Source organism: Sphingobacterium sp. CZ-UAM (assembly GCF_002000245.1).
Taxonomy (GTDB): domain Bacteria; phylum Bacteroidota; class Bacteroidia; order Sphingobacteriales; family Sphingobacteriaceae; genus Sphingobacterium.
On record NZ_MTCM01000011.1, the window covers coordinates 21,411 to 44,766 of the forward strand.

At 43.0% G+C, this 23,356-nt stretch carries 22 protein-coding genes; 16 read left to right on the plus strand and 6 right to left on the minus strand.

Translation table 11 applies throughout. The features are described from left to right. Positions 1 to 31: 31 nt before the first annotated feature. The 6 genes from BWD42_RS23835 to BWD42_RS23860 all read left to right on the plus strand — a co-directional run bounded on the left by BWD42_RS23835 (position 32) and on the right by BWD42_RS23860 (position 7,640). On the plus strand, positions 32 to 814 hold the full coding sequence (locus BWD42_RS23835; protein ID WP_077438924.1) for a polysaccharide biosynthesis/export family protein: 783 nt from the start codon (positions 32 to 34) through the stop codon (positions 812 to 814). Between the two features lie 8 nt (positions 815 to 822). Then, positions 823 to 3,246, plus strand: coding sequence for a GumC family protein (locus BWD42_RS23840; RefSeq protein ID WP_077438925.1), 2,424 nt, complete (start codon positions 823 to 825; stop codon positions 3,244 to 3,246). A 134-nt stretch (positions 3,247 to 3,380) separates the two neighbouring features. Beyond that, a complete protein-coding gene (locus BWD42_RS23845) occupies positions 3,381 to 4,073 on the plus strand; it encodes an outer membrane beta-barrel protein (protein ID WP_077438926.1) in 693 nt (230 codons plus the stop codon). A 30-nt stretch (positions 4,074 to 4,103) separates the two neighbouring features. After that, a complete protein-coding gene (locus tag BWD42_RS23850) occupies positions 4,104 to 5,405 on the plus strand; it encodes an SUMF1/EgtB/PvdO family nonheme iron enzyme (RefSeq protein ID WP_077438927.1) in 1,302 nt (433 codons plus the stop codon). Between the two features lie 27 nt (positions 5,406 to 5,432). Beyond that, the gene (gldN, locus tag BWD42_RS23855; RefSeq protein WP_077438928.1) at positions 5,433 to 6,494 is read left to right on the plus strand and encodes a gliding motility protein GldN; all 1,062 of its coding nucleotides are present in this window, start codon (positions 5,433 to 5,435) and stop codon (positions 6,492 to 6,494) included. A 186-nt stretch (positions 6,495 to 6,680) separates the two neighbouring features. After that, on the plus strand, positions 6,681 to 7,640 hold the full coding sequence (locus BWD42_RS23860; RefSeq protein ID WP_077438929.1) for an NDP-sugar synthase: 960 nt from the start codon (positions 6,681 to 6,683) through the stop codon (positions 7,638 to 7,640). Positions 7,641 to 7,705: 65 nt separating this feature from the next. On the opposite strand, the gene BWD42_RS23865 is transcribed toward BWD42_RS23860, so the two are convergent. Beyond that, complete coding sequence (locus tag BWD42_RS23865; protein WP_077438930.1) at positions 7,706 to 8,806, minus strand: nucleotidyltransferase family protein; 1,101 nt, start codon at positions 8,804 to 8,806, stop codon at positions 7,706 to 7,708. 4 nt (positions 8,807 to 8,810) lie between these two features. Between BWD42_RS23865 and BWD42_RS23870 the strand changes: the two genes are divergently transcribed. Beyond that, entirely contained in the window at positions 8,811 to 8,987 is a 177-nt protein-coding gene (locus BWD42_RS23870) for a hypothetical protein (RefSeq protein ID WP_217700126.1), read from the plus strand. 219 nt (positions 8,988 to 9,206) lie between these two features. After that, positions 9,207 to 9,773: a hypothetical protein gene (locus BWD42_RS23875; protein WP_139351269.1), complete on the plus strand. Its 567-nt coding sequence runs from the start codon at positions 9,207 to 9,209 to the stop codon at positions 9,771 to 9,773. 156 nt (positions 9,774 to 9,929) lie between these two features. Here BWD42_RS23875 and BWD42_RS23880 read toward each other — a convergent pair whose 3' ends face one another. Beyond that, a complete protein-coding gene (locus BWD42_RS23880; protein WP_077438932.1) occupies positions 9,930 to 10,304 on the minus strand; it encodes a hypothetical protein in 375 nt (124 codons plus the stop codon). An 873-nt stretch (positions 10,305 to 11,177) separates the two neighbouring features. Between BWD42_RS23880 and BWD42_RS23885 the strand changes: the two genes are divergently transcribed. Genes BWD42_RS23885 through BWD42_RS23895 form a run of 3 tightly spaced genes read left to right on the plus strand, consistent with a single transcriptional unit; the run spans position 11,178 to position 17,127 of the window. Next, complete coding sequence (locus tag BWD42_RS23885) at positions 11,178 to 14,480, plus strand: SusC/RagA family TonB-linked outer membrane protein (protein ID WP_077438933.1); 3,303 nt, start codon at positions 11,178 to 11,180, stop codon at positions 14,478 to 14,480. 11 nt (positions 14,481 to 14,491) lie between these two features. Beyond that, complete coding sequence (locus tag BWD42_RS23890) at positions 14,492 to 15,856, plus strand: RagB/SusD family nutrient uptake outer membrane protein (RefSeq protein WP_077438934.1); 1,365 nt, start codon at positions 14,492 to 14,494, stop codon at positions 15,854 to 15,856. A gap of 17 nt (positions 15,857 to 15,873) precedes the next feature. Continuing rightward, a complete protein-coding gene (locus tag BWD42_RS23895; protein WP_077438935.1) occupies positions 15,874 to 17,127 on the plus strand; it encodes a TlpA family protein disulfide reductase in 1,254 nt (417 codons plus the stop codon). A gap of 88 nt (positions 17,128 to 17,215) precedes the next feature. Here BWD42_RS23895 and BWD42_RS23900 read toward each other — a convergent pair whose 3' ends face one another. Beyond that, complete coding sequence (locus BWD42_RS23900) at positions 17,216 to 17,443, minus strand: hypothetical protein (RefSeq protein ID WP_077438936.1); 228 nt, start codon at positions 17,441 to 17,443, stop codon at positions 17,216 to 17,218. Positions 17,444 to 17,515: 72 nt separating this feature from the next. Between BWD42_RS23900 and BWD42_RS24565 the strand changes: the two genes are divergently transcribed. Beyond that, entirely contained in the window at positions 17,516 to 17,746 is a 231-nt protein-coding gene (locus tag BWD42_RS24565; protein ID WP_139351270.1) for a hypothetical protein, read from the plus strand. Between the two features lie 391 nt (positions 17,747 to 18,137). On the opposite strand, the gene BWD42_RS23910 is transcribed toward BWD42_RS24565, so the two are convergent. Continuing rightward, positions 18,138 to 18,692, minus strand: a complete 555-nt coding sequence (locus tag BWD42_RS23910; RefSeq protein ID WP_077438938.1) for a hypothetical protein — start codon at positions 18,690 to 18,692, stop codon at positions 18,138 to 18,140. 4 nt (positions 18,693 to 18,696) lie between these two features. Then, complete coding sequence (locus tag BWD42_RS23915) at positions 18,697 to 19,077, minus strand: hypothetical protein (protein WP_077438939.1); 381 nt, start codon at positions 19,075 to 19,077, stop codon at positions 18,697 to 18,699. 217 nt (positions 19,078 to 19,294) lie between these two features. Here BWD42_RS23915 and BWD42_RS23920 point away from each other — a divergent pair, with 217 nt between their 5' ends. Beyond that, positions 19,295 to 20,545: a hypothetical protein gene (locus BWD42_RS23920; RefSeq protein WP_077438940.1), complete on the plus strand. Its 1,251-nt coding sequence runs from the start codon at positions 19,295 to 19,297 to the stop codon at positions 20,543 to 20,545. A gap of 50 nt (positions 20,546 to 20,595) precedes the next feature. Here the strand turns inward: BWD42_RS23920 and BWD42_RS23925 are convergent, their stop codons facing one another. Next, a complete protein-coding gene (locus tag BWD42_RS23925) occupies positions 20,596 to 20,793 on the minus strand; it encodes a hypothetical protein (protein WP_077438942.1) in 198 nt (65 codons plus the stop codon). A gap of 708 nt (positions 20,794 to 21,501) precedes the next feature. On the opposite strand from BWD42_RS23925, the gene BWD42_RS24570 reads away from it, so the two are divergent. From BWD42_RS24570 to BWD42_RS23940, 3 genes are all read left to right on the plus strand, one after another. Beyond that, complete coding sequence (locus tag BWD42_RS24570) at positions 21,502 to 21,981, plus strand: hypothetical protein (RefSeq protein WP_139351271.1); 480 nt, start codon at positions 21,502 to 21,504, stop codon at positions 21,979 to 21,981. 159 nt (positions 21,982 to 22,140) lie between these two features. Next, a complete protein-coding gene (locus tag BWD42_RS23935; RefSeq protein ID WP_077438946.1) occupies positions 22,141 to 22,545 on the plus strand; it encodes a DUF5675 family protein in 405 nt (134 codons plus the stop codon). A 48-nt stretch (positions 22,546 to 22,593) separates the two neighbouring features. Continuing rightward, complete coding sequence (locus tag BWD42_RS23940) at positions 22,594 to 22,791, plus strand: hypothetical protein (protein WP_077438948.1); 198 nt, start codon at positions 22,594 to 22,596, stop codon at positions 22,789 to 22,791. Positions 22,792 to 23,356 lie beyond the last annotated feature (565 nt).

Here is a 23,356-nt window from a genome sequence, read left to right on the forward strand (position 1 = left end):
AGGCAAATCAAATTATAATTTAAAATAGCAAATGCGGTTAATTTCAAAGAGTGGGTTAATATTGGTACTATGTGCAGTAATATTAACAATGTTTTCTTCCTGCGGTTCACGTAAGAATATGGTTTACCTTCAACCTGATTCAACCCAGATTAATACATTATATGAACAATATGTTCCTAAAATTCAAACTAATGATATATTAACGGTTGTGGTTACAGCTGCGGATCCAAAGGTCACAACGCCCTTTAATCCAATTAGTAGCATGGCAAATGGCAATCTAACCCAACAAACGGATATGGCACTACGTCCCACGTATACTGTGGATGATGCTGGAGATCTAACTTTGCCTATGTTGGGGAAAGTTCATGTTGCAGGATTAACTCGTGTACAAGCGATTGAAAAAATTCGAAATGAACTAAGTCAATATATCAAAGATCCAGGAGTAAATATCAATTTTAATAATTTTAGGATTTCTGTCTTGGGTGAGGTTACTCGTCCCGGCTCATTTATTATGCCTACAGAACGTGTTACTGTTCTTGAAGCTTTAGGCATGGCAGGCGATCTTACGATTCGAGGCGTGAGAGAGAATGTCATGTTAATAAGAGAAGTCGATGGTCAAAAGACGATGCACCGTTTAGATTTAACTCAACAAGGAACTTTAAATTCGCCTTATTATTATTTGGCTCAAAATGACGTTATTTATGTTGAGCCAAATAAATCACAAATTAATAATTCAAAACTCGGCGCAAATACAAATATTATTATTTCTATCGCCAGCTTATTAATTACCGTTATTTCAGTATTGACTCGTTAACAAATTTCATGGAACAAAAACCTTTACATAACAACGATAATAAAGAAGAGGAAATCAATGTTAGGCAATTATTTGAACAATATGCTTTTTATTGGAAATGGTTTGTACTTGCGCTGATTCTCTCGATCGGTATTTCAATCGTATATCTTAGATATGCACAAAAGACATATAATACTACTGCTAAGATTTTATTAAAAGATGAAAGAAGCGGATCTGCTGGCGAGCTAGCGGGAATTACAGAGCTTACGAGTTCTATGGGATTAGGAAGTGCGAAGGCTGCCTTTGTAACTGACCAAATTGAGGTACTTTCTTCTCGTAGGTTGATGCGAAAAGTAGTCGATCAATTTCATTTAAACGTAATCTATTCGATCAAAGGGAAAATTCGTTCCTCGGAAGTTTTAGAGAACGAAATGCCTTTTAATTTGGTGCCCTTGGGTGACCAAGATACAACACGACTGAGAATAAAGGCGCAATTAAAAGGGGATAAAGAAATCCATGTCACCAATCTCGCTACAGGTGATAAATTAAAATGCAATTTTGATACAGCAGTAAAAATTGGAACTGTCCCCGTTATTTTTCGAAAAAATAATTCAATCAGTCGAAAGAATAGTAATTATAATTTAGACCGTAATGCTGATTATACAGTAACAGTCGTCCCAAAAGACTGGGCTGTGGATGCTAACTTAGCGGCAATGAGTATCACACCAAGTAAAGAAACACAGTCTTATATTGTGAATTTTTCGATGGTATCAGTGTTAGGGAGTAAAGCCGAGCTAATATTGAACACATTAATAGATGTTTATAATGCTGATCTAACCAATGATAAAATGCGGATGACAAGGGCAACATCTGATTTTATAAATAAAAGATTAATGCTCATTTCAAAAGATTTATCAGGCGCGGATGAAGAAGCTGCTAATTTTAAATCTTCCAATTCAATGGTTGATATGGCGACTGAAGCAGGAGTGTTCCTTAACACGGCTTCTGACAACGATAAAAAAGTGTTGGAATATCGTACTCAGCTGCAACTCGTGGATCATATGAACGACTATCTTAGAGGGCAGGAAGTTGGTAAATTATTACCATCAAATATCGGCTTGCAGGATGCTTCAATCGGTTCGGCAATTGAAGCATATAATAAATTAGTCTTGGAACGCGATGATCTTTTAAAGTCGGCATCAGAGCAGAACCCTACTGTTATTGCTCTAAATGAGAATATTGCTGAGAGCAGTAATAATATCAAGCGTTCACTACAGAATTATCAGAAAGTGACTCAGCTCGCTTTAAATAGTATTGAGCGTAAGTCGAATGAAATTAAAGGAAGAATAAGTTCAATCCCATCTCAAGAACAGGGATTTAAGAAGATTTCTAGGCAACAACAAATTGTGGAATCCTTATATTTGCTATTGTTGCAAAAGCGAGAAGAAAGCGAAGTAAAGGCGGCTGCAACACCAGATAATCTGAAGATTATAGACGCAGCGTATGGAAATGGGATACCAGTTTCACCCAAAAAAGGAATCGTTCTCTTAGGAGCCATAATTATCGGTTTACTTATTCCGTTAGCTATTCTTTATCTGAAGTTTTTATTGGACAATAAGATACATTCGCGTAAAGATATTGAAGATATTGTCAAAGTACCGGTTCTGGGAGAGATTCCAACGGCGGAGGATACCATTGTGCATCTTAATGACCGCTCTTCTTTGGCAGAGGCCTTCCGTATTTTACGTACCAATATGAACTTTATGTTCGGGGCAGATCAAAAGGAATCTTCAAAAGTTGTCTTTGTAACCTCAACAATTTCTGGTGAAGGTAAATCATTTGTCACCACAAACCTGGCACAGATCTTATCCATGTCTGGAAAAAAAGTTGTGCTAATTGGTGCCGATATTCGTAGTCCTAAGGTTTTAGATTATTTAGGTCTTTCTCATTTGCAACATACCAATGTGGGAATTACACAATTCTTAATTAATCCGGAAATGAATGTGGATAATATTATTATCAAAAAGCCGGGAAATTATGATTTTGATGTGATCTATTCAGGATATATTGCACCAAACCCTGCCGAGTTGTTGATGAATGGCCACTTCGATGATGTAATCAAATATACCCGTGAACATTATGATTATATTTTAGTGGATACTGCACCAGTCAGTTTGGTTACCGATACGCTATTAATTGCACATAATGCCGACTTGACTCTGTATGTTTCTCGTGTTAATTATCTTGACAAACGTTTATTACAAGTGCCGCGTGAGCTTTATGTAGATGGCAAATTGAAAAATCTTGCTGCTGTAGTCAATGATGTTGACTTTGCCCGCGGCTACGGTTACGGCTATGGCTATGGTTACGGTTATGGGGATAAAGGTAAGAAGAAGAAAACAGGTGTCGCAAAGATTTGGCAGGATTTAAAAGATCGATTAAATATAAAATAGATTCCAATTGGAATTAATTTTGGCCTTATTGTTGTAAAACCCCAAGTCGAATCCTCGACTTGGGGTTTTACTTTATAATAATTAGCGATACAATCCGTTATGATTGTAAAAATTTTAATACTAATCAACACACGATGAAAAAAAAACTATTATGTACAACAATAGGGATGTTAGGCTTTATGATAGGATCCGTATCAGCACAATTTTCACGGCCCGTTAGTGTGGGAGCAGGTGCGGGGGTTGCCTATAATTTAACAGACTTAGCGAATGTAGAGGCTAAATTCGCTTTTTATGGCGAAGCTGATTATTTAATTAATCCTTTTATATCAGTTGGCTTGCACGGAGAGAAAGGTACATTAAGTGGGAATGGCCATAATAGTGAGTTTGAAAATCGATACTTCGCAGGGAACATCAATGGGAAAGTACGTTTAGGCCAATTTATGGGACAGGCACGCAATTACAGCTATTATACCTTGCAGGCAAATACATTTGAGCGTATCCTTTCGAATGTTTACGTAGGTGCAGGTGCGGGGTTGGTTAAAAATCGTATAAAGCGCCAGATTGATCCCCTTTATGTAGAAGCTATCGCTAATCAAGGTGGTGAACTAGCCGAGGATTTAGGAGAAATCCATTTTGTAGTACCGATAAATGTTGGGGTGGATATCCCCTTCGGTCGTACCTTATATGGACCACAATGGGCAATCAACGTCAACTATCAGCATACCTTAACAACCAATGATAACCTCGACGGCATAAAGAATAAAAAAAACGATCAATATGGTTTCGTGTCTTTAGGCTTGAAATATGCTCTTTTCAACCGTAAATAAGCGAATCAAACAACCTAATTTAATAACTATATGATGATAACGATAATTAAACAGCTCTATAAAAATCGTCTGTTGGGCTTTGGTGCTTTTGCACTTTTGATCGGTTTCTCTGCATGTAAATCGAACTCAGCAATGTATAAAGCGCCCAAGGTGAATGCCTTCCGCGGCGGTAAGTTGCCCGCGCCTCCAGGAATGGTTTATATTCCCTCCGGAACAATTCTTTTTAAAGGCTCTCTGGATAGTGGCAACGTAGGAAAAAATGTAAGCGTAAGTGCTTTTTTTATCGACGAAGCTGAAGTGACTAATAAACAGTATCGCGAATTTGTGAATTGGGTAGCGGATTCGGTCGCTGTTACCGATTACCTGCAGGACGACCAGTACTTTTTAGAGATTGCGGGCGAACAAGTGGGACAACGCAGGATTAATTGGGCAAAAGTCAAGAAGGTTTCGCCTTTGTGGAAAAGCAATGATCCCAGTATCCAGGAGCGTCTTGCACCAATGTTGGAAATGCGCGGGAATAGACGGGCACTTAATCCGGAGGTCATTAAATATCGCTTCTCCTATTTACAATCCAAAGGCAATATGAAAAAAGCCTATGTAACGGACTCAGTTGCTGTTATGCCAGTGGAGGACATTTGGACAAAAGATTTTCCAAATGCACAATTAGCTTCTTTGGATGCGAATTATTTCACACATCCTTCTTTTGATTATTATCCTGTTGTGGGCGTAACATGGCGGCAAGCGCGTGCATTTACCGACTGGCGCGCGAGCGAAATGGCTGCAACAGTATTGAAAAATTCTTACCTGAATGGCTATCAGTTAAGCCTGAGTCTGCCGACAGAAGCACAGTGGCAATATGCCGCATCCGGTAAATTAGATCCACAGGATACAATTGCTGGCTCACGGTACACGATTGATGGAACAGAAGGCAAAAAGAAATTGGCGGTCAACTTTAAACAGGGCGAAGGTACTTACTCCCGTGACGGAGCAACCTTCACATTACCTGTTAAATCCTATATGCCTAACGCCTTTGGTGTCTATAATATGGCTGGTAATGTTTCCGAATGGACATTGGATGCCTATAGTCCTTCAGCGGTCGTATTTGTCAATGACCTTAACCCGGCATTATTATACGACGCCGATGCAAAGGATGGCGATGCGTTGAAAAGAAAAGTCGTACGTGGCGGTTCCTGGAAAGACAACGGCGAACAGTTGAATAGCGAGACACGGAATTATTCAGTCGATTACGAACCGCATTCTTACATCGGTTTCCGTTGTGTAATGTCTGCATTCGAAATGCCAACCGTGCAAAGTAAAACACGTAAGTATTAATTCAGGCTGTAAATTATAAAATCGATAATGATGAACACGAAAACAATAATGACAGTTGCGATGATACTGGTCAATGGATCATTGTTCGCTCAACAAGAGACAACAATAGACACGGTTGCTAGAACACAGGATACGTTAAATAATGTAATTTCAGCTATCCCAACTGCCCCAGGCGAGGTTAACCCGGATACGATTCCGACAACCGATGGATTTTATCAGGCAAATAGTATGGAAGATGCGGTGCCATTTGCTTATCCTGAGGTGAACAAGAAGAATATTCGTTTCTACAAACGGGTATGGCGCGATATCGACCTAAAAGATGAAAAGAATTATATCTTGGCTATCCCGGGAAACTCCTTGATCGAAGTCGTGATGAAGGCGATTGAAAAAGGAAAGCTATCCTTGTACAGCCCTGATGATGATTCATTCAAAGGCCGTTTAAGTGCCCAGGAAGGTATGGCACGTTTTGCAGATAGCGTATTGGTTCCGATCTTTGACGGTGAGGGGAATCAAATCGACTCAAAAATGGCGCTTAACGAATTTGACCCGAGTCGGGTAACGAAATTTCGGGTGAAAGAAGATATCTTTTTCGATAAGCAACGGAGCCGGTTGGAGACACGTATTATTGGTGTAGCCCCCTTAATGAATATTACGACTTCTGCTGAATTGGCGGAATCTGTCGGTGCAACACCTGCTTTTTGGCTCTATTTCCCACAATTACGGTATAGTTTGGTGCAGGTGGATATCTCGGATCCGGATAAGGGTCTCTACGATATGACGATGGACGACTTCTTTGTACAGAACAAATTTGCAAGTACGATTGTACGCGAATCTTCACCTGGGATGTTACAGAACGTAAAGGAATCTGAAAATGGAACGCAATTATTGGATGGTCGAAAAGTGGAAGAGAAATTGGATGCCTATAAAAAGAAACTGTGGAGTAATCCAAAAGGGGTGAAGGCGGAGGAACTAGAAGGGAACCAGTCCCATCAAACGGAGACCGGGCAAAAACAGACTCAGTTGGAAGAGCAGGAGGAAAGTAAATCTGAAAGTCCAGAGAACAACCAGAAAACAGAGGAAAAACTATAAGTTGAAGAAATAAGCTGTTGAAAGCGAGTTGTTTCATTTCTATCGAACAATTCGCTTTCTTCATTTTAATTTCATGATTTATTAAAGATCCTACGGATGTGATTGGTATAGATATTGCCTATGTATTACACTAGATAGAGGGATAATTCTTTTTAATTAAAAAATCACTTTGAACGAACAGAAAAAATGAAAGAAATTCAAAAAGGCCAAAACCCAATTTTGGTCATTTTGGCTGCCGGGATGGCAAGCCGTTACGGTTCAGCAAAACAAGTAGAAAGTTTTGGCCCATTTGGCGAAAAAATTATTGATTATTCTATTTACGATGCCATACGCGCAGGTTTCGGTAAAGTGGTTTTTGTCATTCGCGAAGAGTTTCTGCAGGTCATGAAGGACAATGTTGGCGATAAACTTCCTGATTCTGTTGAAGTAGAATATGTCTTTCAGGACTTTGACTTAAGCAAGTTTGGCGTAGATCGTATTGTTGAGCGACAAAAACCCTGGGGCACAGGACATGCAGTCATGAGTGCTGAGCATGCAGTAGACCGTCCGTTCTGTGTAATCAATGCCGATGATTTTTATGGCTATGATGCATTTCAAAAGATGGCTGACTTTTTAAGGGAAAGAGCAACTGATCAGGAGATGGCCCTGGTTGGATTTGAAATAGGAAATACATTGTCTGATTTTGGTTATGTATCCCGAGGGGTATGCGACGTCAATGATGCGGATCATTTACAGGGCGTAACCGAACGAACCAATATTTATCGTAAGGGCGAAAATATTGTGTATGCGCAACATGAGAATGAAACAATGCTGCCCGATAATACAAGAGTTTCGATGAACTTCTGGGGATTTACACCTAAAATATTTGAGGTTGCCCGCGCACTGTTTCCCGATTTCGTCGAACAGAATTATGAAAATCCCAAAGCTGAATTTTTCATACCCGATCTGCCGGACTATATGGTAAAACAAGGTTTGGCGAAGTTCGTGGTGCTTCCTACAGATGCGAAATGGTTTGGTGTAACCTATAAGGAAGATAAAGATCAGGTGCAAAAAAGTATCCAACAGTTGATCGATGCTCGTCATTATCCTAGACGATTGTGGCCGGTAAAGAAGCTGGTCGACGAGAGTATTTACCTGGATTTCTAAAATAAGTTAGTTTTAAAAGAAGACGTATCTGCTTATTGATGGGAGATACGTCTTCTTGATATATGTTAATCACTATCCTTCCCCAGGAATTTCGAATAGGTATGTATTAACGGAAAGGCGATGGCTTCCTGTGGAGCATATTTCACATAACGTTTGAAATTCTGCCACAGACGCTTTGGAGAATCTGGCCGTGCAAAAAATACTGGAGTCTTGCCTGTTTCAAATCGTTCATCATTAAATCCGAAATTGCCGGAATACCATACTTCATCAAGCATCCAGTCGGTTTCAAGGTTTTCTGGATACGGAAAAGGAAGTTTACTTTTAGGGAGACCCAGGTTTTCAACCAAGATTTTATGCAAAAGTTGGATCCATTTCAGAATGCCGGTTTTTTCATAAATCTGTTGCAGTGCTTCATGATCGATCTGAGAAGCGGTTGCATAGTAAAGTCTTGCGGAATCACAAAATTGTCGTAGACCTATACCATAAGTAATCAGATGCTTTAAGATATGAATATTGACTTGAAGCAACTGTAGCTCTGCTGCTAATACCCTGACTGGTACATCATTTATTAGTATGGTTTGTTGCTTTCCCTTATATTCTGTCAAAAGTCTATTGAGATATATTTTCTTTAGGGGACTACGAAAGTCAAATGTCTTTTTATGATGTTCGATATGAATGCCCTTCCAGTCATAATCTAAGCTGAAACCAGCGGTATCCTGGAATTTTATTTGGTTCTCTTTTAGAAAATTTCGTGCTTTTGCATAACCGTCTTCCTCAAAACAGAAATCAACATCGCCACTGATACGATGATTGGACACGCGATAATAGGAGGCTACGCCTTGACCTTTTTGCAAGATGGGGCGGATACCATGGACACTGAAAGCAGTAAATTGTTCTGCGATTACGCTATTCATTTTTGCGTTGTGGCGTTCAATTTGATCTACCCGTACTGCCCATTTTAAGCGTAGCGAGGCTGGTGGAAGTTGACTTTCTTCTAAAAAAGAAAAGCTGTCGTATATTAACCCTTCTATTGTGTGATTGGTCGCGTATCGGTATACTTTATTCCAGTCGTCAATAGTCAGTGGCTGATCTAAAGATAAGGTTTCCTCTCCCCATAAACCGATCCGTAACAATTGAAAAAATATACCCTTTAGTTGGTTGTTCATTTAAATGTGCAGCAAAAACAATTTATCCAAAGATAATGATTTTCAAGCGTACTCCTATGGAAGTTTAGATTATACGCTGAATTATAACTATAATAAATACACCGGAAGCGGTTACAATGGCTATGGCAGAATAGACTATTATGCGCCGGATTCCTACAGTAAAGTTTTAATGAATTTTTAGAAACTTTTGTTGAAGTGAAAAAAGAAGGTGAAGTTGTAAAGGTTAAATTAAAATAGACACCTCGTAATATTGCTCGCAGAACTCTGTTTTTTTGAAACATTGGACGGTTTGAACTTATGATCCTTTTTATAAGTTAGATTAAAGCGGCTCTTTCCTTTTTGAATATTTGGATAGATGTTATTTCTTTTTCTATATTTACACCGAATTATTAATTATGAAATGAAAAGAATTATATTAATTATTAGCCTATTGACATTTGCTTTACAAGGGTTCAGCCAGCAAAATTTTGACCATATCGACGAACCTGAATATATCGGGGAGGCGGTATATGTAAAAAACGACGGAATATCTCTTCCGCTTGAAAAGCAAAGTGTGCAAATCAAAAGTAAAGCGAATGCTTCCATGTACATTATCGGTATAGGTAAAGTCAAATCAAAAATGGTCATCAAAGGTGCAACTTCTCCGGTAGTAATTCCATCGAATGAACCTGTGACTTTTATCGTTAAGAGTTTTGATAATAAGTCTGATCCGCTTTCGATTGTGAGCGTTGTTAAATTTGAAACCACTAAAAAAGAACGTAAATTTCAGATAGCTGAGGTCGGAACATTTTCAGGGGGATCAACCGGTAACGAAGATTTCGTCGCCTACCAAGCAAAAAAATTTAAAGACAGTTCCTATAAATTGAGCATAAACCGTATGGAGCACGGTGAATACGGAATTCTTGTGTCTAACCCCAATGCATTAAACAATAGCAACACAATAATAGCTTGTTTTTCTGTTCAATAAAAAACGAATTTCTTGGAATAAAAAATGGGAAGCAATTGCTTCCCATTTTTTATTGACAACATTTTGCTTGTGGATGAAAATATGCTAATCGCATAAGCCAATCCCCAATCAGTTTGGGTGATAGCTGATATGAAAGTTGCTTGATTAAAACGAGTGCTATTTTTTATTTGATAGCGATTCAATTAATACTTTTTGAGTAGCGATAAGCTCCTTCTGTGTTTGTATTGTTTCCTCTTGAATTATTATGTTTTGATTAGTTTGACTCAATTGCAATCTTAAGGAGTCAATCTCATCTTGGTAATCTTTGCTTTCTTCTTCTCGATATGTTTTAAATGGCTCTTCGTTATAATAGTATTGGATGAAATTATGATTTAAAACACCGGAATAGGCCAGTAGTTTATCAATTGAAAGAGATGACTTTTTATAATCGTTACCAACACTTTGTTGGCTTTCATTGATTAAGTCTCCAATCATTTTTTGTGAAAAATTTTTTTTGTCGGCAATCTCTTTTATTTTCTCTCCAATATTCATACTTATTTATTTGTTGTTTTGACAAAATATTTTGTTGTTAAGTTTTATTTACGTATATTTGATTCGTAATCGGTTTATCTGATTTAGTCTCAAATATCGAAACGGCAAATTTCAAATGATGCGAGACGTAGGGTTTGCGAACCCCCATGCTTTTTGTATCTTTACAACAAGGAGGGGCAAGCTCCCCTATTGGAAACTGCGTCTGAGCTCTTTGCCGTGCTTGATATTTGGTGGAAGATAGTGGGGCTTGCCTCTTTATATTTAGAGCTTTCCCTTTCTTTTTCTCAACGAGACTCCTTTTAATAACTCCAATGCTATTAAATTATGAAACAACGAGAGTCACGAATACATTCATCATCACAACGGCATATCAAGGATCATTGTCGCAAACATGCAGTCATCTTGTTGATCAAGAACAAGTACTGTCCACCGGAATAGCAGCCAAACAATATTTAAAGCCTACAAAGCCCCATACCTCTGGGTATTGGTCCTGTAAATAAGAAAAGGCCATATGGCTAATCTTATCACATTGCTATTGTAGGTTTTGCCGGGCTGGACCTTTTAGGTCAATGCGCACTGTTGTATCCTATTCTTTTAAACTTGCACTTTAAAAATACGGATTTTACTTTGATAAGCAAAGATCTTGAATCGTTTAATATAGATTTTCTATAATTAAAGACCGGATTTTATTTCCTGACGGATGCGGTATCGTCCATATGTATTCACATGTAACTGTCCAGCACCGTATCTGGGAACCTATTAATAGTTCTATTTATTTACCGGAGTGACTCAGGCTAGACCCTGGGACAAAATTGCTGATTCCGATCGGACAGGAATTCTCTTCCTGAAGCCACTCCATTAAGACTTAAAAAAATGAGATATTTTTTTAGGGTAGGAGAGCTCTTGCCCAATGTGAAGACTATGAAACTGTGTAGTGCCCTACTAGCTATCCTATGGTTTTCTATGTTTAGTTTATCGGCTCAGCCGCCCCGCAAGGACAGCGGGGCCGATGGGCCCCTAATGCTCTTAGGGACTGTGCTGACAACGGACGGTAAGCCGCTACAGGGCGTGTCGGTGCGTATTGATGCTCAAAACTTGCGCACATCAACGGACAGAGATGGCGCCTTTGTGCTGCAGGTAAAGAACCGAAACGGTAAAGTGAAATTTACCTATGTGGGATATATTCCTCTAGAGGCGAACTATACAATCGGGATACCGTTGCATATCCGCCTGCAGACCAAAGACAACCAGCTGGCGGAGGTAGAAGTGGTCTCCACTGGCTATCAGAAGATCCCAAAAGAAAGGGCGACAGGAAGCTTCGAGTTTGTAGACAACAAGCTGTTGAATCGTAAGGTGTCTACTGATTTTGTCAGTAGACTGGAGGATGTCGTGCCGGGGATTTCGTCATCCAAATTGTATCCCGACAACAAAGGAAACCTGTTGAATATAAATGTGCGCGGCGTGAGTACGCTGCGTTCTGAGCGGTGGCCCTTGGTCGTTATCGATGGTGTACCCTATGATAATAAGGGCGCTGACTTTGGCAAAGGGGCTTTCAATAATATCAATCCCAACGATATCGAAAGTATTACCGTACTGAAAGATGCAGCGGCTTCTTCCATCTGGGGAGCACAGTCGGGTAACGGTGTGATCGTGGTTACCACAAAACGGGGAAAATTTAACCAGCCGGTACAGCTGGATGTCAATGCCAATAGCAGTATCAAAGCAAAGCCTGACCTGTATTACTATCCGCAGATGAACACTGCCGATTACATCGATGCCCAGCAATACCTGTTTGACAAAGGGAAATACAATAGCTGGTTTAGAAATCGGCTCCGCAATCCGCAGCCTGTGCTCTGGTTAATGTACAATAGAAGGAATGGTGACCTGTCGGAATCTGAGTTTAACGAAGAGATCAACAGGTTGAAACAGCTAGATGTAAGGGATGATTTTCTGCGGTATATCTACCGCAATGCCCTGAATCAGCAGTACCATGCCCGGCTCCAGAGCGGGGGCGAAAAAGTCAATACGGTATTTTCTGCCGGATATGACAAAAACCTGAATGAACTGATTACCTCATCGTTCAGCAGGGTGAACCTAAAATCGAATTCCCAATTCAGGCCGGTCAAAAATCTGATGCTGGATATGGGCCTGCATTATAGCGAAATAAAAAATCAGGAATCCCTTTTGGGGACTGCTTACAACAGGTTGGGCAAGGGCCTGCAAAATTATCCCTATATGGAGCTGGCAGATAAAAATGGAAATCCGCTGGAGGTAAATGTGGGTGGATATAATCCTGTTTTCAGGGATACCGTTGCAGGTGGGCGTCTGTTGGACTGGGCGTACAGGCCTCTGGATGAACTGGACGATACCAAAGAAACACAGCATATCAGGGAACTTTTTGCCACGACCAATGCCAGTTATAGTTTAGATTTTGGATTGAAGCTGAACTTTTTATACGCTTATCAACGCGCTTCCACGGCGTTGGAGGCATGGCGTGGAATTGGTTCCATGGCACAGCGCGATTACATCAATCTGTTCGCAAACTGGGATGCTGCTGCGGTAACCTGGAATGTCCCGGTAGGGGATTATCGGACCATAGAACACTGGAATAACCAGACGCATCAGGGTAGGGCGACGGCAGAATATGCAAAAAAATGGAACGATCAGCATGAACTGACCTTATTTACCGGTGTCGAGGTGCGAAAGATTCAGAAAAATGTGACCTCCAGCCAATACCATGGCTATGATCCGGAAACTGGATCCTTTAAATCCGTTCCCTATGGCGTATTGCTGCCCAAATTAAATGGTATAGCTGGCGTAGGCACCATTGATGACCCCAACCGGTATCAACTTTATCGGAATAACTTCCGTTCGTATTTTGCGAATATCGGATACAGCTACCTGGAGAGATATCTGCTGAGCGGATCGTATAGGAAAGATGCTTCGAACCTGTTTGGTGTCCGGAGTAACGACCGTGGCCAGCCATTCTGGTCCATCGGTGGCGCCTGGATACTGTCCAAAGAGGCTTTTATGCAACAAAGTCCTTTTGAACTGTTAAAACTGCGCGGTACCTATGGGTATAATGGCAATGTCAATAACAGTGTCTCGGCATACCCGATCATTTCTATCCAAAATGAAGCGCATTATATCACCAATCAGAATTATGGGATGATCACCAACCCTCCAAATCCGGGGCTGCGCTGGGAACGGGTGGGGATTACCAACTTTGGTCTTGACTTTGGCCTAAAAGGAAACAGGCTATCGGGAACTGTGGAGTACTACGTCAAAAATGCAAAAGATCTGATCGCTCCGGATCGTGTTGATCCAAGTACGGGATTTACCACCCTAATGGTCAATAGTGGGAATATCCGGACCAGAGGCTGGGATATTTCGATCCATGCAATTCCACTGCGGCACAGGTACTGGACATGGAACAGCAATCTGGTCTTTTCCTATGCCCGTACCAAAGTACGCCATTCATACATTGAAAATGAGAACGGGAAGGATTTTATCGGTGCGGGGCAATCCAGCGTAGCTACCCCAATCTCTGGAATGGATATGTATAGTCTGCTGGCCTATAAATGGGCAGGACTGGACCCGGAAACAGGGGAGGCCAGGGCATACCTGAACGGCAAGGTCTCCAAAGATTACAATGCCATTTTAGCAATGAATGTGCACGATCTCGAAAATCTGGGAAGTACTGTGCCCTTGTATATGGGAAGCTGGCGCAATAGCATCGGCTATAAGACGGTGGAGCTGTCCTGGAATATTTCTTATCAGCTGGGACATAAATTCCTGCGGAACTCATTTGACAACAATCTTTTTCTGAACAGTGATATTGGCCATAAGGACTATGCGCTGCGCTGGCAAAAACCGGGGGATGAGCTGACCACGGATGTACCGGCATTTAGCTATCCGGCCGATCTGGGGAGCCAGGTGTTCATGCGCTCTTCCGCCCTGCTGGAGAATGGGGGCCAGATCAAATTGCGGGATATCCGGCTGACAGTGGACATTCCCTCTGCCGCTCGTTTTAAACTGAAAAATTGCAAGGTCTATGCGTATATGCAGCATGTAGGGACAATCTGGAGGGCCAATAAAAGAGGGATCGATAGCGAGTATGGCTTTAATATACCCGAGCCGATCATGACCTCATTAGGTCTAAGTTTTAATCTTTAATTCATACAATCATGAAAATATATCTTTCACTATGCTGCCTCTTTACGCTGCTGTCATGCTGCTGCTGCAGCAAATTTCTGGAGGAAAAGCCGGATATAAAAATGGTGATCCCAAAGAGCTTGCAAGATGCGGAGCTACTGCTCAATGATTATTCGGCCATGAATACCGGCTATCCGGTATATGGTGAGCTTTCTGCGGATGAATATAGCCTGTCCACAGAAACATTCGATGGAATGCTGGACTTCCATGGCCGAAGCATCTATACCTGGCAGGATGTCCTATATGATGATGTGAGCCAATGGCAAAGACCCTATAAAGCCGTATATAATGCCAATCAGGCCCTGGAGATTATTGGGGATGCAAACACTGAAGGACATGCGGATACTGAAAAAAAGAAAAATCTGCGTGGTATCGCATATTTTTTTCGCGCATTTGCTTTTCAGCAACTGGCCGAAGTCTTTTCTCCGGCTTACCTGGCAGCTACGGCCCCGACTGAAATGGGGATACCCTTGCGCTTGAGTCCGGATATCGACGGGAGTTCGGTGCGTGCATCAGTGCAGGAAACCTACGATCAGATTATTCGGGATTATCAGGCGGCTTCCCTTTTCCTGCCTGTACAAGAGGGGATCAAGGGACGGCCTGCACGTCCTGCGGCCTATGCTGGCCTGGCAAGAACCTATCTGGTCATGGGTAGATATGAGGAAGCCTACGCCTATGCCGACTCTTGCTTACAGCTGAGACCGGAGTTGATGGATTTTAATGAGCTCGATGCAACTAAAGATCTACCGATACCAAAATTCAATAGTGAGGTGCTTTTTGCTGCTGTGTCTGCTACAGCTACCGCCATGAGTCTCGACAACGGTCTGGTGGATAGTGATCTGCACAAGAGCTACTCGTCGCAAGACTTGAGAAAGCAGGTGTTTTTTAGAGCCAATGCATTCCCGGCAGATACGTATGGTTACAAAGGTAGCTATGACAATGCGATGGCAAACCTGTTTGTGGGGCTCACCACAAGCGAGGTATACCTGATCAAAGCGGAGGCAGGGGTGCGGACCGGAAAAATTGATGCTGCATTGACAGCGCTGAATGCCCTGGGGGAAAAGAGGTTTGTCAGGGGGCAATTTGTACCCGTTGCCGAGCGGGATCCCGCATTGCTGCTACCATTGATTTTAAAGGAAAGACAGCGGGAGCTGATATTCCGTGGTCGCCGCTGGTCTGACCTCAAAAGATTGAACCTGGAACCCCGGTTCGAAAAAATACTCCAGCGGGAGGTGCATGGCACGGTCTACAGCTTGGAACCAAACAGCCCTAAATATGCTTTTCGGCTGCCTGAAATCGTGGTCAATAATGGGAAGATCCCACAAAACAAACGTTAACGACAAAACAAATAGAAATGAAAGCTTTAAAAATAATTGTACTGACTTACATCCTACTGATGATTATTGGATATCTGAATGCACAGCATGTGGGAAATATTGACTTAAGCAAAGCGATTAAAGTGGGGGATACCTTTGTGCCCCCAGCAGCCATCCAGCAGATGCGCGGTGATGGTAAGGAAATAGATCTACAGAAATTAGAAGATAAAGTGGTTATTCTGGATTTCTTTGATACTTTTTGCGGCACCTGCATACAGGCGATGCCCAGGCTGCAGAAGCTGCAGGACAAGCTTAAAAATAAACTCCAGATTATTACCGTCGGCTGGCAGGATAAGGCTACTTTGGAAAAATTTTTTGATCGGAATGAATTTCTAAAAGAAAATAAGGTAAATCTCCCTGTGATCTACGCGGATGTCTACCTCAAAGAGCGGTTCCCACATCAGACTGTGCCCCATGTGGTCTTTTTATTTAAAGGAAAAGTACAGGCGGTCACGGGCAGTAAGCTGATCACCGAAGAGCATATTTTGGAGCTATTCCGTAATGGAAAGATTGATCTACCGTTAAAAGATGATTTCGGAAAGGGAAAACTGATCGGGTCGGAGCGCCAGGAAATGCAGCTTAAAGGTGCCGTAACACTTTCGGGATATCAGCATGGCGTGCCTTTCGAATCGTTGCGCTTTCAAAAAGATTCGGTAACCGGCCTACAGCGCACTTCCTTTTATAATGTTTCGATCTATAGTGCTGTGATGTCAGCTTGGGCCAAAATAAAAAAGTCGGACTATATCCCGCGGCCTGAGCGATTGGTACTGCAAGTGAAAGATCAAAACCGGTATAAGGATATTTCCAACACAGGAAATATATGGTATACCGAATATGCAATTTCATACGAGCGCCTGGATTCCATCCGCCGGACGGACTCGGCACAGGCTATGCTGGTACTGAATGACCTGCACAGCTTTCTGGGTATCCGCAGTTATAAAGCCATGAAAGAAATACCCTGCCTTGTGCTGAGGCCCTGTCCCAAGAAATCATACACAGGGCAAAGGCCCCTTGATGGTATGCTGTATGAAGGGACTGGGGCAATAGCGGTAATGACAGATCTATCAGGTGTATTTCCACCTGTCCTGGATTTGGTCAAAAGCAAGGATAAAATTACGTTGGGAGCCTATGACAATCTGGCGGAGCTGAACGAACAGCTCGTTGTCTATGGCATCAGGGCAGAGGTGGGACCAGGCGAGCTCGAAGTTCTGGTCATTGAAGAGGATAAATAGCAGATCACAACATAAGAATATAGGGTATGGTCATCCATACCCTATCCTAAAGTTTAGCGAACGCTGATGTCTTCCAATTCAGAACCTGCTATCTGGTTTTTAGACGGACATTGGGTCCGTCAACCTGATTTTGCAGGGAATTGATGATTTCATTTTTCAGCGCATCAGTAATAACAGGCTGATTACTGCCATTATCATTTGCCTGCAATGCACACATCTGCTCCGTTGGACTGGTACAAGATGGCGGCGTTGAGGATGGCGCTGAATAATGGGTAGGATTTGATGGGTTTGTACCCGTAAATGAAAACCATGCCATAATCGTATGATTTAAATTGCCTAAATAGATTTACGAATTGATCACAATGCCGTTGCCCTTATCGGTCAAAAGGTGGACAGCACATTGGCCCCGGGACCGCCCGTAGCGGTCCCTTTGGTCTGGCGGTGGGACTCCTTATTCTGTCAGACCAATGATTTCGCTACCGCCAGGCGGGAATACGGCAAATTTACGCCTGTACCACCTGATGGTAAGGCCGGCACAGCGACAGGCTGCTGGCAGGATCATCCGATCCCCCGCAAGGTAAGGCCTAGCCTCCCGCAGCAAGGCTGCATAGCCCCATAGCTGCTTGCCCACAACCGAGCAGCCGGAGCATCCCGTCAGGCGATGCCCGTATCCTTGTCCTTTGCCATTTGTCTGTGACTGCTTCATGCTTGCCATTTTTGTTTCGTTCCTCTTGCTTTGTACCAGGTAGCTGTGGAGCGCTCTTTTTTAACTGTACTGTCCCGCACAATTGCCTGATTTTATAAAGCTTTTTTGCTGATCGGTCATCTGCTTACGGATGGGAGAGGAGACATCGGTAACCGTCCGTCCGATCAGCTAACGTAAAGTTAGCGGACGAAGCAGCTGTTTAAATTTCGTATTTATGAGAAAATAACCTCATATTTCTGTGGATCTCATCGTGTTCAACCTCCATTCTCCTATCCCCCCAAGCTTTTATTCCCCTACTTGCTTCCTACAAACCCGAATAGGTATTGGGGTTGATCCCCAAAAAAGAGCAGATATCTTTGATACGGCAATAGCGGGTGGCCAGGGGATAATGGCGCCTGAACGCTTCTTTTTTTTCTTTGGAACTCATATTGATTAACCTCCCCCGAAAGGTGCGTTCCAAAAGCAGGTGTGAGAGAATGGCATTGAGCTGCTCGGAAAACCGCGGGTGACGTTGGATAATGCCGACAATATCGGGCTGACGGATCAGCATGGCTACGCTGTCCAGTTCGGCCTGAAAATAGCTATCTGCTTCGGTAGGCATATGATAAATCGCCTCATTTGCCCCGATAAAATCCAGCACTTCCGACCGGATATACATGCCTTCAGCATAATCGCGACGTTTGATGACCATCCCCACGAGTAGGATATGCATATCATAAGGCTGCGCCAACAGGATTTTTCCTTTCTTGATAAATTGTGGCTGTATTATGCTTTTGAGCTCATGACGAAGGGCCGGCCCTACAGGCCCGGACTGTTCTAAAATGGCATAGAATTGATTTTCATAAGTTAGGTTATCCATGGCATTAACTGTAATTGAACTGTGTGATTAATAATCTGTTATAGATAGCGGGATCTCCGCCCATGGGGGTAAAGCGCTGTGTAACGCTACCGGTCTTGCTGTTGCCAGCACCTTCTTGGGGAACCTCGCGTTCCAGTAGAATTGGGGTACGCAATGCAATGGCATCAGCGACCTGCGAAGCGAAATAGTCCTGTGCAGCGATTCCTAAGTCGACTGCATACTGCAGCTGTGCTGGGGTCAACTGAAAACGCTCGGAAAGCCATTCCAATAGCTTGGTCTTAATAAAGACTCTTTCTTCTTCGATCACGATAGAACCTTGCGCATAAAGATAATTTTGCCAAAGCTGGACACCCGGTCCATCAAAACTGAATTGTTGATTTTTCATATCATATCAAATTAAAATGGCCAATATACAGCCTAAGACTCGGTTTAAGAGATGTTTTTGTTCGTTAAAAAATCCAAACCCGATTTTTTTTCATCCAACCCCCTCAATGAGATATCCAATCGACTTTTGGAGAAAATAATATTTATAGTTATATTGTGTTCGTTTGAGTGATAATAGATTAACGTGTATTCCATATAACCAAATCGTTTGTATTTTCATGGCGCCTACTCTTAAGTCTTATTTACAAGTTTTTCCTATTTTGTGGTGGTGTGGTCTGTTGCTGATCGCTTCTGCTGCGGTGGCGCTCTTTCCCTTCGACAATATGTCCTTTGCTTATCTTATTAAACCGAATGTGCTGGCAGTAATAGGCAATACTTTGGGGATCGGTGTGATCATCCTAAGTCTTGAGTTTTGGGTTGGCTATCAGATTTTTATTTCGGGCTTTTGGCAGCGTGCGGTCGGTAGGGCCATACTGATCCATGCACTTGGCGGTGTGGCCTTGCCTGCTACCATCGCCTTTGGATTAATTCTGCTCGTTTATCCGGCTACCATCGTCGACGATCACCGCTTTCAATGGGATATCCTTTTTATGCTACTGCTCTTGGTTATATTAAACTATTGGCTGGCCAACCGAATGCTTCGGTACCAACTCGATAGCAGTGCGGATAGCAAACAGAAGCTGATCAGCGACAGAGATCGTTTGCTGCAGCAGATCGAATTTTTGAGGACTGAAATAGCGCATTATAAAAACGATGCCCAGCAATATGAACTGCTGGCGGCCAGGACCGATAAAACGGTCAATGGCCTCATCGAAGGTAAAAATATACTCACTTTGGAGCTGCACGAATTACGGATGGAAAACAGCCGCCAGCTGAAACGTGTACAACAGTTGGAGGACGAAAGAAACGTTGAGATCCAGGCACGTATCCAAGCTGAGACGCGCAGTCAGCAGCTCCTGTTGGAGATTGCTGAATGCAGAGCATCGCCCCACCAAAATAGCAATGCTGGGATAAGTCATGGGGGGCAATCGGATGTTGTATTTCACTTTAAGGTAAACGGCGCTGAAATTGCTATTTTCGAACAGGATATCGCCTATTGCTATGGTCATCACCGCAAAGGTGAGGATTCTTTCCAGGAAATCGTGCTGATGGACGGAACCAAATATCATCCGGCTTTAAAATCTTTGAGTGATCTGCTCAGGATATTCCCTACACTCAAGCATATCTCGCGCAACTACCTGATCTCCGGACAGGCCATCGTAAAATATGAGATGCTACGGAGAAACACACCTTTACTTACTGTTTTGCACCTTAGGGAACGGATTGAATATGGCGAATCCTATCGAAGGAAGCAGCCCGGCTGGAAAAATTGGCTTGCGGGACAGACCGCTATAAACCAGAAGAAAATTGCTGCAATGTCCCCTGAACAGCTACCGCTGGAGGAAAAAAACATAGTGGATGAGCGGTGACTGATGGTTGATGAGTGAATCAGCCCTCTCCAGCTGATTCGGGTAATGGTTTAAATCAGGCTACCCTGTACCTGCAGCTCATCGAGATAAAAATAGGCTGCAAAAAATTTTATGGGGATAGCCGTCTTAGGTGGCAGATTGTAGGCTGCCCGGATATCTTCAAAAAGACGGTAGCACTGCCGTTCGGATTTGCCCAATAGGGGAGCGGCCTCTCGGGGGTAGATCAGCATTCGAGTGTGTTTTTTCATTGCTTTGATTTTTGGAGGCTCCAAAAGTCATATCTGACCGAAAAAGAAGGGGATCAAGCGTATACATAGCGTCTATAAAGCGTTGCCTAAGCGTAGATACAGTGTTGTGACTGCGTCAACAGTGCACTGTTGACGCATTAAAGATACACTTAGCCCATCCGGAGATGGTACATGGCGCGATACGCTTGTAGCCTGTTGTCTTACGGGTTTATCTATGCTTGGTCTATACTTTACGGCTAGTCTGATCGGATCTGCAGCTAGGGGTCTGATTCCTCTCCATGGCTTTTAAGAGGCCATGTTAAGGAATTTAAGGTACCTGTTTTTTTGAAATTTATAGCCATTTTTTGCCATTTTTTCCACCTATTGCCATCTCTTCCCGGTCTTATTAAAGGCTTTTGCACCTTCGTATTGTCAACATCAGATAATGTCATGGCAAAACAAGTCAGTTTAATCAAATTAGAAGGAAACGTCGGGGACCTTTCTTTCTTCAAATCAAAGACCGTCGGTTTTCAGGCTCGCATGAAGACCGGTGTATCCGGTGATCGCATCGCCAATGATCCTGCTTTTGCCCGAACCCGGGAGAATGGCAGCGAGTTTGGCCGTGCACAGCAGTATGGCAAGCGGCTACGCGACCTGCTGCGCGATGCATTGTTCCAGAATTCGGACAGCAGATTCAGCACTCGCCTGGCCAGCCGCCTGCTCAAAGTCGTGCAGAGCGATACGCTGAGTGCACGGGGCGAACGTGTACTCAAGCCCGAAAATCTAGTGATGCTGCAGGACCTGGAATGCAACGACCGCACCAAGCTAGCTTCGATATCCCTGGTGCCGGTCCTATTGGATTTCGACCGAATAAGTGGTGACGGAATCCTAGAATGTATGGGGCTTATCCCGCACCTAAACATCGCCAAGCTACAGGGGGCCACACATGTGCGGTATACCATCGTGCTACAGGAATTCAATGGTGAAAATAGCGATCAGCGACCGGCTATCAATCGCTCAGCATATATAGAGCTGAACGATTTGACACCGATGAACCTGCGGCTGACAGCTACGCTGGCGGCGGATGCGGCCAAATCCGTCCTACTATTGGCGGGAATGGAATACTTCCAGTTGGTGAACGGTGCTTACTACCCGCTCTCGAATGGACAATACAATGCGCTCACCATTAAACAGGTCTATGTACCTTAATAAATGGTAAGCGAAGCGTACTGACAGATGCTGGTCTGGCACCTGTGGTAAAGACCGTAGACAATGGGTCGCTGCCCGAAGTCTACGGTGCTTTGCTAGCTGATCGCTGGAACCTATTAAATACCTATTATTTGGAAAATGATGTGTTAAAAATAAAAAATGTCAATCAAACATACCTTGAGGCTCCACCGGACTTATGGAGCTCAGGGCACCAATGGAACCTTATATTACAATAACCAAAAGATCTGTCATACCATAGAGCTGCCCGACCGTAACAACCTGCGGCGCCTGAGCTGTATTCCGGCAGGGACCTATAGGCTCAAAAAACAGCAGTTCCGGAAAAATGGAGAGCAGATCGCTATTACCAATGTACTGGGCCGTGAGGCGATTATGTTCCATGCGGCAAATGACGCCCAGCAGGAGCTGCAAGGCTGTATCGCGCCGATAATGACGCTCACAGGCGAGGGGAGAGGTGAAGAAAGCCAAAAGGCACTCATTAAACTCAAAGCGCTTGTATATAGCCTTTGGGATATGGGTGATCTGGTATTTCTCCACATATCTTAATCGGCGGAGGTGTATGTAACTATCAAATCACGTTAAGAACTTAATGCGATGAAAAAAATAATTCATAAAATCGGCCAGGCGCTGCAGGTAATCTTATTGGCTCCGGTAAAATTGCCCGGCAAGGTGCCGACGATTCTAAAATACCTGGCGATCGGCGTGGGCATCATGGAGGCCCTCACGGATGAGCAAGGCGGCGAAAAGAAGGCGCCAGACGAGCAGAGAGGAGGGGAGGATGAAAATCAATGATATACGCGTGGGCGCGCTGGGGGGTACCCTCTGCTCGCTATGGGCGAGTATCTCTTTAGGGGATCTGCTGCATACGCTTTTGACAGCTGCACTGGGCACTTTGGTCAGCTTTGCCGTAAGCCAGTTACTTGGCAGACGGACCAGGCGGAAGAGGTAGTCATCTTGCAGAATCGCTAGCTGTGCTGCAGTTTAATTTATTAATAGTAGCTGAGGCCGTGAAAATACCAGATTTTCGCGGCCTTATTTATGGTGTATCATCCAGTATACGTCATCTTCGATAGCATCATGCCCCTCAATGGATTATGGAGCATCCACTCTTATTAAAAGCTCGGTGATAAACGCTTTCTTTTTTCCTAAATCTCCCATTGCATTCTGTTCTATAGTCAATAAGAAATGAAAAAATATCTAGCTTTGGGTTTCAGCATAGCTGTAGGTGGAATAAATTCTTACGATGTTCGAGGCTATTCCACCTGCACAGAGGAAAAGTGGTAACATCTTCAAACAAATTAGTACCTTTATAGACTTATGCTTAGAGAGAATGCCGTGCCAAATAATGGCTCAATAA